Annotated in this window: 9 protein-coding genes; 5 read left to right on the forward strand and 4 right to left on the reverse strand. The window is 63.0% G+C overall.

The window, feature by feature from the left end; translation table 11 throughout:
* The first annotated feature begins 7 nt into the window (after nucleotides 1–7).
* Nucleotides 8–1,249, forward strand: coding sequence for an MFS transporter (locus FHD67_RS06650; protein WP_127897557.1), 1,242 nt, complete (start codon nucleotides 8–10; stop codon nucleotides 1,247–1,249).
* Between the two features lie 84 nt (nucleotides 1,250–1,333).
* Nucleotides 1,334–2,008 carry a 5'-nucleotidase, lipoprotein e(P4) family gene (locus FHD67_RS06655; protein ID WP_176695071.1) on the forward strand — a complete coding sequence of 225 codons (675 nt, stop codon included), beginning with the start codon at nucleotides 1,334–1,336 and terminating at the stop codon, nucleotides 2,006–2,008.
* Here FHD67_RS06655 and FHD67_RS06660 read toward each other — a convergent pair.
* From FHD67_RS06660 to FHD67_RS06675, 4 genes are all read right to left on the reverse strand, one after another.
* Complete coding sequence (locus FHD67_RS06660) at nucleotides 2,005–3,435, reverse strand: sulfotransferase family protein (RefSeq protein ID WP_139598251.1); 1,431 nt, start codon at nucleotides 3,433–3,435, stop codon at nucleotides 2,005–2,007. The two genes, FHD67_RS06655 and FHD67_RS06660, sit on opposite strands and share 4 nt — an antisense overlap.
* A gap of 147 nt (nucleotides 3,436–3,582) precedes the next feature.
* Complete coding sequence (locus FHD67_RS06665; RefSeq protein WP_139598252.1) at nucleotides 3,583–4,587, reverse strand: hypothetical protein; 1,005 nt, start codon at nucleotides 4,585–4,587, stop codon at nucleotides 3,583–3,585.
* Nucleotides 4,588–4,665: 78 nt separating this feature from the next.
* Complete coding sequence (locus FHD67_RS06670) at nucleotides 4,666–7,239, reverse strand: rhamnan synthesis F family protein (protein ID WP_139598253.1); 2,574 nt, start codon at nucleotides 7,237–7,239, stop codon at nucleotides 4,666–4,668.
* Entirely contained in the window at nucleotides 7,240–7,668 is a 429-nt protein-coding gene (locus FHD67_RS06675) for a hypothetical protein (RefSeq protein WP_139598254.1), read from the reverse strand.
* 262 nt (nucleotides 7,669–7,930) lie between these two features.
* Between FHD67_RS06675 and FHD67_RS06680 the strand changes: the two genes are divergently transcribed.
* The 3 genes from FHD67_RS06680 to FHD67_RS06690 all read left to right on the forward strand — a co-directional run bounded on the left by FHD67_RS06680 (nucleotide 7,931) and on the right by FHD67_RS06690 (nucleotide 11,739).
* The gene (locus FHD67_RS06680; protein ID WP_139598255.1) at nucleotides 7,931–8,866 is read left to right on the forward strand and encodes an NAD-dependent epimerase/dehydratase family protein; all 936 of its coding nucleotides are present in this window, start codon (nucleotides 7,931–7,933) and stop codon (nucleotides 8,864–8,866) included.
* Nucleotides 8,867–8,958: 92 nt separating this feature from the next.
* Entirely contained in the window at nucleotides 8,959–10,095 is a 1,137-nt protein-coding gene (gene glf, locus FHD67_RS06685) for a UDP-galactopyranose mutase (protein ID WP_139598256.1), read from the forward strand.
* On the forward strand, nucleotides 10,096–11,739 hold the full coding sequence (locus FHD67_RS06690; RefSeq protein WP_139598257.1) for a sulfotransferase: 1,644 nt from the start codon (nucleotides 10,096–10,098) through the stop codon (nucleotides 11,737–11,739).
* The last annotated feature ends 32 nt before the right edge of the window (nucleotides 11,740–11,771 follow it).

Here is an 11,771-nt window from a genome sequence, read left to right on the forward strand (position 1 = left end):
CGCAGCCATGCCCCATTCCCGCATCCTGACACCCGTGCTGATCGGCGGATCGCTGATCCTGCTGATCAACTTTGCACTGCGCGCCAGCTTTGGCGTGTTCCAGATTCCCATCGCACAGGATTTCGGCTGGCCGCGGGCCGAGTTCTCGCTGGCCATCGCGATCCAGAACCTGGCCTGGGGCATCGGCCAGCCGATCTTTGGCGCGATGGCGGAACGCTGGGGCGACCGGTGGGCGATCATCGTCGGCGCGATCCTCTACAGCTCCGGCCTGATCCTGACCGCTTTTGCCACGACCCCTGCCAGCATCCAGCTGCTCGAGATCATCGTGGGCTTTGGCATCGCGGGCACCGGGTTCGGGGTGATCCTGGCCGTGGTCGGCCGGGCCGCCAGCGACGACAACCGCAGCCTGGCCCTGGGCATCGCCACCGCCGCCGGATCGGCGGGACAGGTCTTCGGCGCGCCCCTGGCCGAAGGGCTGCTGGCCTTCTATCCGTGGCAGTCGGTCTTCATCATCTTCGGCGTGATCGTCCTGTCGACGATGCTGTTCCTTCCGATGCTGGGGGACGGCAGGCCCGCGACCCCGTCGCAGCTGGAGGACAGCATGGGCACCGTGCTGCGGCGCGCGTTCCGCGACCCGTCCTTCATGATGATCTTTGCGGGGTTCTTCTCCTGCGGCTATCAGCTGGGCTTCATCACCGCGCATTTCCCCGCGATGATCACCGAGATGTGCGGCCCCATCGACCCTGCCGGCATGCTGGCGGGCCTGGGCATCACCACCACGTCGGCGCTTGGGGCGATCGCCATCTCGCTGATCGGGCTGGCGAATATCGGCGGGGCGATCCTGGCGGGATATCTGGGCAAGCGCTATACCAAGAAATACCTGCTGGCGGGCATCTATACGCTGCGCACCATCGCCGCCGCGGCCTTCATCCTGACGCCGATGACGCCTGCCACGGTGGTCGTGTTCTCGCTGGTCATGGGGGGGCTGTGGCTGGCCACGGTGCCGCTGACCTCGGGTCTGGTCGCCTATATCTATGGGCTGCGCTACATGGGGACGCTCTACGGGTTCGTGTTCCTGTCTCACCAGCTGGGATCGTTCATGGGGGTCTGGCTGGGGGGCAAGCTGTACGACGCGTCGGGCGACTATTTCCTGGTCTGGTGGATCGGCGTGGGCATCGGGGCCTTCAGCGCCCTGATCCACCTGCCCGTCCGCGAGGCGCCCTATCGCATCCCCGCGCCCGCCATCTGACCACGCGGCGCAGACCACCGGACCGTCATTTGACCCGGCGGCGCGCGCGGCATAGCTATGCTGCGCGCGACCAAAGGACAGATCATGCAGCCCACCCGCACGCCTCACGACCACGCCATCGCCGTCCGCTATCAGCAGGCCTCGGCCGAGGTGCGCGCCCTGCAGCGGCAATGCTATGCGCTGGCGACCCTGCGCCTGCGTGCCGCCGTTGACCAGGCAGGCGGCGGCGCCGGGCTGGCGGTCCTCAGCGACATCGACGAGACGATCCTGGACAACAGCGCCGTCATGGCGGCCGCGATGCACAACGAGGGGATGTTCCAGAACATCGACACTTGGCTGTTGTGGGAGCGCGAGGGCAATCCCCACCTGATCCCCGGCGCGGCCGAGTTCTTTGCGCTGGCCGACAGCCTGGGCGTCACGATCTTCTACGTCTCGGACCGGTTCGAGGAGAACAAGCTGGCCACCATCGCGACTCTGTCGCGTCTCGGCCTGCCCCAGGTCCGCGCCGAACAGGTCCTGCTCTTCGGTCCGCCCAAGGCCGCCCGCCGCGCGCAGGTCGAGGACGGGCACCGCATCGTGCTGCAGCTGGGCGACACGCTGCACGATTTCCATGGGGCCTTCGCCGGGGCCGCGCTGGAGGATCAGCACCGCCTGACCGAAGACCACGCCGACCGCTTCGGCCAGGACTGGATCGTCTTTCCCAACGCCGCCCACGGCACCTGGATGGAGGCCGAGCTGCGCCCCTGGCAGCGCGACTAGGGCCGCAGCCGCCGCGCCACACGCGACACCGCCCGCAGCGGTGCCGTCACGCGCCACGAGGTGCTGGCCAGCAGCTCCGCCTCGCGGGTCGCACCCCAGCGCTGCGCGGCATCGCGTTCGGCACGGGCCGTGGCCAGGTCCTCGCGCAGCCGCGCGCCTTCGGCGGCCATGGCCTCGGCTTCGGCGTTCAGGCGGTCGCGCTCCCTGCGGCGTTCGGCGGTGACACGTTCCACGCGTTCGGCAAGGTCGTCCAGCCGGTCCGCCATGGCGTTCGGGTCGTCCAGTGCGATGGCCAGCCGCAGGCGCTCCTGCATCTCGCGTTCGCGCTGTTCGGTCAGCTGTCGCAACTGGACCGACGCGACGTGTTGGCGCCGCTCCATGACCTCCAGACGCTCTGCCTGTTCGGCGATCTGGGCGTCACGGCGGTCGGCCTCCTGCCCGGCACGGCTCAGGTCCCGGCGCGCCTGGGTCAGGTCCGCCGTCAGGCTTTCGACCCGGCCCGACAGATGTGCCACCTGACGGGCACGATGCACGGTCCGCAGGGCCAATCCGTCGAACAGCGGCCCGCTGGCATCCAGCGCCGACCGCAGGCGGTCAAGGCGATCGTGATCCTGCGACGATTCTCCCTCATCGACCCATGCGCCCAGAACCTGCTGCAACTCTGCCGCCACCGGAGGCAGGGGCTGGCCGTCGGGACCGGTCGCCGATGCGCCGCGGAAATGCTGCAGGTCACGGCTGAGGAAATCGTCCACCGCGACGCCGGCCTGATCCGGGCCCCGCGGCCAGTCCAGGTCCAGCGCGTCGGCGATATGGCGGGCCACGGCGCGCCAGTCGTCCATCAGCGCCTCGAAGCTGGTGAAGCAGCGCGGCAGTGCGCGGCTGTCGGCCTCGGCGTCCAGGACGTGGCGCGACCACAGCACCAGCCCGAACTCGGGCTCGTACTCCGCCCACCGGGCCAGCGACGCGGCGACGTCCCACGCGGCACGGTGCGTGTGCACGATCCGGACCTGCGCGCCGAAGCGGTCCAGCGCGGCGATCCAGAAGGGCAGCAGGCGGCAGATCCGCGGGTCCTTCATGACGAACAGCGCCGCATCGCCGTAATCCGCCCGCAGCACCTCGACGGCCTCGTCCAGCAGGGTGGCCGCCTCGGGGGTGTCGAACCACGCGGCGGGAAAGCGGCGCGGGTCCCACCAGGTGACGCCAGCCTGCGCCAGCAGACGGTCGTTCAGCCCGGTGATGCGGTTCGATTCGAAGAACCCCTTGGCGTTCATGTCCGAGGGCGCCATCAGGTCCTGCGGCAGCGCCGCACCCAGATGCCCCAGCACACCCGCCAACGCCGAGGTTCCCGACCTGTGCATGCCCAGCACGATCAGGGCGGTTCTGACCGGCGGCACGGTCAGGTCGGTCTGCGGGCTGGTCGAGGTCATCTGATGCGTCTCCGGTCGGGGTCAGAGGCAGCGCGCCCCTCCTCCCAAAGGGGGTCGGTCTGCCTGGCGGGCAGGGACCGACTGTCTGCGTGACGGTCTCCTGCCCATCGCAAATGCCTGCAAGGCGTTCAAGGAAAACATCGTACCCTAGTGTTCCAAACGCCTCTCCAAAACGCTTATGCGGTCACGCATCTCTGCCAATTCCCGAGCTTGCCCGGCGATGATTTCGACAGCGCGTCCCAAAAGGCTGTCTACCAGTTCGTCACGCGAAGGGAGATCGTCCCGCGCAATATCCGTTCCTGCAACGTCGAAGCCTGCTGCTTCTGAAGCCCGACCAAGAAGATCGCGATGCTTCTCGACGACTTGCGGCATGCTGCTGCGTCCCAAAAGAAGGTCTGCCTTGGCCTGGAGACCTTGTGCCGTGGTCAACGGCCGATACCTGCCTATTGCCGCGTTGAAAACGTCCGGTAACACCATTCCGTCAAACTGCGTGTTGAAAGCCGCTCGCAGTATCAGGTCCGCTGCATCAGGCCGCATCTGCCGACGATCCTGCGAAACCGGAAGGGGAAGGCCAAGCTGTTCTGCAAAGTCGGCGACTGGGTCCACACCCTTGATGAACGGGCGGATCACCACACTGTCGCCGAACAGCCGTTTCCACGTCACAACATGACGATACTGCAGGATCAGGCGGTCCGCCTGGTCGACGAACGGTTGAACGGGACCGACATTCGTCTTGTGCAAGATACCCCATTGCGCACAAGCCGAGGGCAACCATGCATCGGCGGGTCTGACCCAAAGAAAAAACCGCACCGTGACGAACTGCCGTAGCCGTTCGAAAAATGGGTGAAGATGGTCGATGTTCTCAAAGTACTGCTCGTTGGAAAACAGAAACCGATCAATGCCATCCTGTGACGCCAAGCGGGTCAGTTGATGCACCAGCCGCTCTGCGGCAGCAGGCTGTTGATCAACAGGCAATTGTCGGAACCCCTGAAACCCGACATAATCACAATACTTTTCAGAGATTAATTCCTGCCACATCCCCAAATATCGGATCCCTGCCGACTGAAGGACGTCGTGACTGGACCGCAGTACATGCTGCAATGACGTCGTGCCTGTCTTGCCCATGCCAATGTGAAAAATAACTTCAATCATAATACCTCCATTTAGCAGGACTCCGTCCAAAAATGACGTGTCGCAGGATTGCAGGACACTGGCTCAGGGACGCATTGCTCAGACCCGCTCCTCATCATCCTTGTGCAGAAACACCGAATCCAGCCCCATTCGCGCGGCGATGGCGGGCCACAGGCGCTCGATCAGGTGGTACTCGGTGCCGTCGGTCGGGATCGGTTCATTGGGCCAGGGGTGGTCCTCTCCGAACAGGTCCAGCATCTGACGGGCGACATCGGCTTTGGTCCAGAACATGTTGCCCACCGGGAACAGCAGCGGGTTCTGCGGCATCGGGCCCGGAAAGCGGTCCGCGATGCCCGCCAGCAGACGCCGCGAATCGTCCCAGGGCACGAAATGCGGCTCGAACGGCGCGACCAGGCCCACGTCGGGGTCCGCGATCCGACGGACGGCCCAGGACAGCATGTCCTGGTCGCCCAGCAGGATGCGATGCAGGAAACGCCGCCAGACATCGCCGTGCGAGGTCGTCTGGACCGACTTCTTCTGATGCAGGTGGCACCAGATGCGATCGTCGCCCGCCAGGCCGTCGCGCCCGAACAGCCGCAGGAAGGGCAGGATGTCCCGGCCCTGGTTGGGCACCAGCTGCGTCTGGATGGTCAGGCCGCGGTCGGCACCCATCTGGCGGATCCGGTCGGCCTTGGCCTCGGTATCGGTGGTCACGACGATGCGCGAGGCCCGTGCGAAGGCCGCCTGATCGCGCAGGTCGTCATCCAGATCGTCGATGTAGAACGCATGGACGTGGATGGCAAAGTCCGCCACCCCAGCATCGTCCGGCGCGATGGCCCGATACTCCTCCAGGCGCAGGCGGCGGTGCACCCAGTTGTCGGATGCGGCGACGGTCGTGCGCGCGTCGTCCACGTCGCGCCACAGCAACCGGCGGCCATAGCGGAACAGCTTCTCGCGTTCCTGCCGGCGCAGGGGGCGGTCGGCCTCGGACTTGGTGAACAGCAGCGGGATGTCGATCCGGCTTTCGCCGAGGACGAAGTTGCGCTGCTGCACCAGGCGGTCGTGCAGGGCGCTGCGCATGCGGTGGAACAGTCGCGGCCCATCGTCATCGGCGGCGGGCTGGTCCTGGTCCGGCGTTCCCGTCTTGCGGGGCAGCGCCAGCAGGGCCCGGACCGCGGCGGCCGGGTCGGCATAGGGGGTGCGCGTGATCCGGTCGGATCCGCGATACCGGTCGTCGGCAAAGCCCGTGGCTCCGTCGAAGCAGACCATCGTCTGGCCGCGCCGCACCGCGTCGAAGACCACGTTCGGCAGCGGGTCCAGCCGCGAGGACAGGAACATCGAATCCGCGGCGTCCATCACGTCCAGATACAGCGGCCCCGCCGGCAGCATGAACAGGTTGCCGTCCGGCCGGTTCGCGCCGACCTGGCGGAGGTGATAGTCGAACCAGACGCCGAACCCCATGTCCTGGTGGTTCCGGCCGTCGCCGATCCAGACGAACACGGTGTCGGGGTCCGCATCGGCGCAGATCTGCGCCGCCTGCACGAAGATGTCGGTGCCCTTGCGCCACTGGACGTGGCCCGCGCCGCAGACGATGCGCGCATCCGCCAGATCACGGCCCAGGGCCGCGGAAATCCTGCGCCGCGCCTCGACCCGGCGCCGTTCGGTGACCTGCCCGTCGATCAGCGGATGCTGGGGAATGATGGTGCTGTCAGTCGCGGTGTCGAAGTCGACATCCGCAAGGCGCCCCTGCCAGCTGTCGCGGACATGTTCGGAGGAGAAGATCAGCAGATCCGCAAAGGCCGCCATGTACAGGGACTTCCACGACGGGAACGTATAGTCCGAATATTCATGGATATAGGCTGCGAACGGCACCTGCTGTGCGACCAGCGGATGGATGAACGGCGCGCATTCGACGGAATTCAGGATCGCATGGTCGATCCGGCGGAACACGTCGGCGTTCAGGTAGGGCATCTCGCGCAGCGGGTTCTGGGTCACCAGCGCGCCGCAGCAGTGCGGCAGGAACTGGTCCAGCAGGTCCCCGCCGCGCAGGGCGGCGACCGCGACGTTGTGGGTCCGGCTTGCCTCGCGGACAAGATCGCGCCCGACGACGGGAGCGCCGGTGCGCGACATCTCGTGGACGCAGATCAGGACGGTGGGCAGTTCGGGCCGGAACACCTGCTGGCCCCGGTGCAGTCCCTTGCGCAGATCCGCAAGGGTGCGGCGCCCACCCTCGACCGATCCGAAGCGCAGATAATGCATCAACGGGTTCATCCCCGCCGCCTCGATGTCGGGATACCATTCCAGATAGGCCGACATCGAAAAGTCCGAGATGGCCGCATCGACCGGAGCGCCCAGCAGGATCGCCTCGAACGCCAAGTGCAGGGCATCGGGATGCCCGGCGTCGATCGCCGCGCGAATGCCCGGGTCCGTGACCAGCCTGTCCAGGGCACCGTCGATATGGGGCGCCTGTCGGCGCAGGAGACTGTAATATGTGCCGTTGCGGCCTTCGGCCTTTCCGCAGTCGACGAAATGGCGCAGCAGCGCGGCATCGTCACCGTCGATTTCGGGATAGGTGCGGGCGTAGAATGCCGGGTCGAAGCGAAAATCAGGGCGTCGGTCCGCGATCCCGGCGCGACCGGCAATGGCCGTCCAGATGTCGTTCAGTTGTGGCATTCAGGCTCCTGCAAAGGCGGCGGCAAGAAAGGCAAAGCGCCGGTCGTCCGACATCGACCGGCCACAGAGATCGCGTGACAGCGACATCAGCAGCGGACTGCTGGCGATGATCGGCGCAATGCGGAATGCGGTCACGGTTCCGTCCGCCTGCGCCGACCAGGCGACGGGGGCATCGCCGGAAAAGGCGGTCTGTTCGTCCTGCGGTTGACGATAGCGCAGGGCGCACAGATGTTCGGCAAGAAGCCGCTGACAGAGGCAGGCGCAGTCGGCCAACACCTGAAAGGCAGATGGCCGGGGGGTCAGGTGGGTAAAGCGCAGAACGGTCCCGCCGACCCGACCCGGCCCGGGGTGCAGCGCGGTGGCATCGAATGCTCCCACCGGCCCGGCAAGCACAAGGAAGTCGTTTTCTTTCAAAAGCTCGGCAGACAATGCCTGTGCCTGCTGGCTTGCCTTCGCGTGTAGGATCAACACTATGCCTGCTCCCTCGGGGTGACCTGTTCCGCCGACGCGGTGCTGTCCAAAGACCCGGATTGCGGTGACCGTACAGGGCTTATGGCCAGCCCTGCAGTTGTTTGCAATGCAGCATGTTTCCGGTATGGGTGATCGTGCCAAGGCCACGTTGCGCCGCGCATGTCAGTCACGATCAGCCCGCGTTTCGACGGAATACCGCGACAATAACGGATTATCATTCATGAACCGAACCCTAGTGATCGGCGGCTGCGGCTTCATCGGATCTCATATCGTCGACGCGCTTGTCGCCCGCGGACACAACGTCCGCGTGCTGGACATGAAACCCGAAGCCTTCCGCCCCCCCCTGCCCGGGGTGGAATACGTCAAGGGCAGCTTCTCATCCGAGGATGTCCTGAAGGTTGCTCTGCGCGATGTCGATTCAGTGATCCACAGCGCCAGCACGACGGTGCCCGCGACCTCCAACCTGAACCCGTGCGCCGACATCGAGGGCAACCTGATCGCGACCGTCCGGCTGCTGCACGCGATGCGGGCCCGCAACATTCACAAGCTGGTGTTCCTGTCGTCGGGCGGCACCGTCTATGGCGTGCCCCAGTGCGAGGAGGTGCCCGAAAGCCACCCCCTGCAGCCGATCAGCTCTTACGGAATCGTCAAGGTCGCCATCGAGAACTATCTGCACATGGAGCGCAAGCTGCATGGGCTGGATTTCGTCGCCTTGCGGGCCTCGAATCCCTATGGCCCGCGCCAGGGTCATGCAGGCCTGCAGGGCATCATCGGCACCTATCTGTGGAAGATCGCCCGCGGCGAACAGATCGAGGTATGGGGCGACGGCAGCGTCATTCGCGATTTCATCGACGTCCGCGACCTTGCGGCGCTGTCGGCGATCGCCCTGGAATCGCCGATCAACGGTTGCTTCAATGCCGGTTCGGGCGAAGGCGCATCGGTCAAGCGCATCGTCGAGCTGACGGCACAGATCACCGGGCGGGATCTGTCGCCGCTCTATCGACCCGGCCGCGGCTTCGACGTGCCCAGGATCATCCTGGACATCGCGCGCATTCGAAAGGCGGTCGGATGGAACCCCACCATCCCGCTGGAGCAGGGCATGCGCGACAGCTGGGACTGGATCTGTCAGCAGCAGCAGGTTTCAGCCGTCGCCTAGGCGGCGGCCTGTTGGCCTGCCCTTCCCGGCACGCTATAGCATCGGCCAAAGCATGACGGACTGTCGACCATGCGCAAAGGCGGGGCGGGGCAATGAGAATTCTTCTGGTGGGTGCGGGACTGTCCGGTGCCGTGATCGGGCGGGAGCTGGCCGAGGCCGGGCATGACTGCCGCATCATCGACGCGCGCCCCCATATCGCCGGCAACTGCCATACCGAACGCGATGCTGACACCGGCGTCATGATGCATGTCTATGGCCCGCACATCTTCCATACCGACGACGAGGGCGTGTGGGATTACGTCAACCGCTTCGCGCGCTTCATGCCGTTCCAGAACCGGGTCAAGACGACCGCGCAGGGCCGGGTCTATTCGCTGCCGGTAAACCTGCTGACGATCAACCAGTTCTTCGGCACCACCCTGCGCCCCGAGGAGGCGCGCGCCTTCATCAACTCCAAGGCCGACACGACCATCACAGATCCGCAGAGCTTCGAGGAGCAGGCCCTGCGGTTCGTGGGCCCGGAACTCTACGAGGCCTTCTTCAAGGGCTACACCGAAAAGCAGTGGGGCTGTTCGCCGACCGAACTGCCGGCGTCGATCCTCAAGCGGCTGCCGGTGCGGTTCAACTATGACGACAACTATTTCTTCCACCGTTTCCAGGGGATGCCGCAGAACGGCTATACCGCGATGGTCGCGGCCATCCTGGACCATCCGCGGATCACGGTCGAACTGGGCACGGAATACAGCGCCGAGATGGCGGCAGAGGCCGATCACGTCTTCTGGTCGGGGCCGCTGGACGGATACTTCGACTATCGCCTTGGCCGCCTTGGCTATCGGACGCTGGATTTCGAACGCTTCAGCCATGACGGCGACTATCAGGGCTGTGCGGTTATGAACTACGGCGACCGCGATGTGCCCTATACCCGCATCACCGAGCACAAGCATTTCAGTCCCTGGGAGAGCCACCAGGGGTCCGTCTGCTATCGCGAATACTCCCGCGCGGCAGAGCCGGGCGACACGCCCTATTACCCGATCCGCCTGGTCAAGGAGAAATCCCTGCTGGAGCAGTATGTCGACCTGGCCCATGCCACCCCCGGCGTGACCTTCGTGGGCCGCCTCGGCACCTATCGCTATCTGGACATGGACGTGACGATCAGAGAGGCGCTTGACACGGCAAAGAAGTTCACAAACCACGCCGCTGATATGCCGGCTTTTGCTGCAGAGCCCCTATAAATGTTTAGGCACCTTTTTCAACGCAAGGCAAAGCGCACGCCCAGACCACAAGAAGCCTTCGTTCGGGAGCTTGGCGATCACAGGCTTCAGTTTGAACCAGGAAATGAAACTCTAATCGTAAGTTTCGACAACGCCGCACGTCCAGCGCAAGAGCCGTATATTGGTCGACCGACATGGGGAGACAAGTTTTATCGCAGCGAAGGCTTTTCCATCCTTGGTGTTATAGCTCGTCGCGCTATTTGGTATAGAGATCCGAAGATAATAGAAGCGTTAGAGTCGCTCCGAGATGGCGGGTTTTTTGCATCATTTGACAGGGTGATCATGAGCGGAGGATCAATGGGTGGTTTTGCTGCAGCAGCATTTGCACCTCTTGCGCCTAATTCTCTTGTTATTGCGTTCAGTCCGCAGAGCACATTAGATGCAAAAAAAGTTCCGTGGGAGTGGCGATATTCCGAAGGGAAGGCCCAGGATTGGAGCCTGCCTTACAGTGAAGCCGCTGAAGGAGTTGCTTATGCTAGGCACTGTTACGTAGTGTATGATGGACTTGATCGACCGGATAGGCGGCACGCACGTCGATTTGGTAACCCGGCGAAAACAACGCACCTCAACCTTCCTGGTGGTGGTCATGGGGTTTCTCCTCTCCTCTCTCAAATGGGACTGCTAAAGCTAACAACCCAGAAAATGATCGAAATGTCGCTGGATAAAAGCGAATTTCAGATTCTTGCACGAAACCGTAAAGCTGCCGTTCAATATCATCGTGTAATGGCAAATCACGCAATAAAAAGAAAAAAATTTGCATGTGCCCAACAGATATGTGACGCCGCCCTTCCAAAATTTCCTCTATCAGATCTCGCAAGCATAAAAGCAAAAGCGATGGCGGCCAGATCAGACGCTGGCGGCAATGCGGCAACCGCTGCGATCTCTCAATCAAACACTGGGAATACAGGGATGACGATATCCAATACTCATAGGCTCAATGCGCGGTTTCCTGCGTTAAAACGAAATATCTTTATTGTCACCTATGGCCGAACCGGATCAACCCTTCTTCAAAGTCTTGTACAAACGCTGCCGGACTGCACAATCCGGGGTGAGAACCATAACGTTATTGAAACAATTTGGAATGCCGCCATGAGGGCGCGAATGACGCGAGGCACTTGGGGGAACGAAGAACGAAAGTCGAATCATCCGTGGTTTGGCGCAGAAAATATTCGTCCTGCGCTATTTGCTGCTGGCATGATCGATTCTATGATCGACAACGTAATCACCCCACCACGGAACGCAAAATATTTTGGATTCAAGGAAATCCGATACAACGCACTTGGCGATAGATTTCCCGACTTACTCGACTTTATGCGCTTTCATTTCAAAGATCCGATTTTCATATTCAATACGCGCAACATTGAAGATGTCGCAAAATCTGCTTGGTGGAAAGATTGGAAGTTACAAGATGTTGAGAAGCTTGTGCGCGACATGGATCAGAGGTTTTCGGAGTATTACGATCGACACAAAGAATGTTCTATCATGATGTCCTATGAAAGATTTTCACAGGATCCAAATGCAATCAAGCCGCTGTTCGACATGCTGCAAGAACCGTTCGATCAACAGAAGATTGCAGATGTGTTGACCACTCGGTTGACCCATTAAAAATCAGTGCTGACGCGCATGCCGCGTCAGCA

The sequence above is a fragment of the Paracoccus haeundaensis genome (assembly GCF_006239215.1).
Classification (GTDB): Bacteria; Pseudomonadota; Alphaproteobacteria; order Rhodobacterales; family Rhodobacteraceae; genus Paracoccus; species Paracoccus marcusii.

What these genes read in the sequence shown, in the direction of transcription:
- glf (WP_139598256.1), top strand. Translation starts at nt 8,959, where the DNA reads ATGAGAATTCTTCTGGTGGGTGCGGGACTGTCCGGTGCCGTGATCGGG.
- FHD67_RS06670 (WP_139598253.1), bottom strand. Translation starts at nt 7,239, where the DNA reads ATGCCACAACTGAACGACATCTGGACGGCCATTGCCGGTCGCGCCGGG.
- FHD67_RS06655 (WP_176695071.1), top strand. Translation starts at nt 1,334, where the DNA reads ATGCAGCCCACCCGCACGCCTCACGACCACGCCATCGCCGTCCGCTAT.
- FHD67_RS06680 (WP_139598255.1), top strand. Translation starts at nt 7,931, where the DNA reads ATGAACCGAACCCTAGTGATCGGCGGCTGCGGCTTCATCGGATCTCAT.
- FHD67_RS06660 (WP_139598251.1), bottom strand. Translation starts at nt 3,435, where the DNA reads ATGACCTCGACCAGCCCGCAGACCGACCTGACCGTGCCGCCGGTCAGA.
- FHD67_RS06650 (WP_127897557.1), top strand. Translation starts at nt 8, where the DNA reads ATGCCCCATTCCCGCATCCTGACACCCGTGCTGATCGGCGGATCGCTG.
- FHD67_RS06665 (WP_139598252.1), bottom strand. Translation starts at nt 4,587, where the DNA reads ATGATTGAAGTTATTTTTCACATTGGCATGGGCAAGACAGGCACGACG.
- FHD67_RS06690 (WP_139598257.1), top strand. Translation starts at nt 10,096, where the DNA reads ATGTTTAGGCACCTTTTTCAACGCAAGGCAAAGCGCACGCCCAGACCA.